The 538-nt window shown below is 49.1% G+C and carries 2 tRNA genes and 1 rRNA gene; all 3 read right to left on the bottom strand.

The features are described 5' to 3' along the window. Nucleotides 1-81 (bottom strand): 23S ribosomal RNA (locus AWT75_RS20450); the annotation flags it as partial. A 282-nt stretch (nt 82-363) separates the two neighbouring features. Further along, a tRNA-Ala gene (locus AWT75_RS20455) sits at nt 364-439 on the bottom strand. Nucleotides 440-443: 4 nt separating this feature from the next. Next, nucleotides 444-520 (bottom strand) — tRNA-Ile (locus AWT75_RS20460). Nucleotides 521-538 lie beyond the last annotated feature (18 nt).

A 538-nucleotide genomic window follows, 5' to 3' on the forward strand; every position in this document is an offset into this window, starting at 1 on the left:
CCCGCGCTTTTCGCAGGCTTACACGTCCTTCATCGCCTGTGATCGCCAAGGCATCCACCAGATGCACTTAGTCGCTTGACCCTATCATTTCAGTAACCTGAGTTACCAATCCGACAGGATTGTGTTTGTGCGACATGTCACACCGCCCCTTTTTGGTATGGCGACATGACATTAGATACAATCAAATTCCCAAGATGACGATTTGTCCCACATGCAGAATTAACTGCAGGTGTTTCATCTCGCCGTCTAATTAATTCGGCTTCTTCAGTTTGTTAAAGATCGGGCATTGTCTACACAACGCAAACAAAAATCCACGCAGCCATAAATTTCGCTGTGTGCGCTTTTGTTTGCACTGTAAGGTGGTGGTGGAGGATGACGGGATCGAACCGACGACCCCCTGCTTGCAAAGCAGGTGCTCTCCCAACTGAGCTAATCCCCCAAACTGGTGGGTCTGGAAGGACTCGAACCTTCGACCCCTGCGTTATCAACACAGTGCTCTAACCAGCTGAGCTACAAACCCAGTCAAACCCTTAAAATC

Origin of the sequence: Aquitalea pelogenes (assembly GCF_001515305.1) — a bacterium.
Taxonomy (GTDB): domain Bacteria; phylum Pseudomonadota; class Gammaproteobacteria; order Burkholderiales; family Chromobacteriaceae; genus Aquitalea; species Aquitalea pelogenes.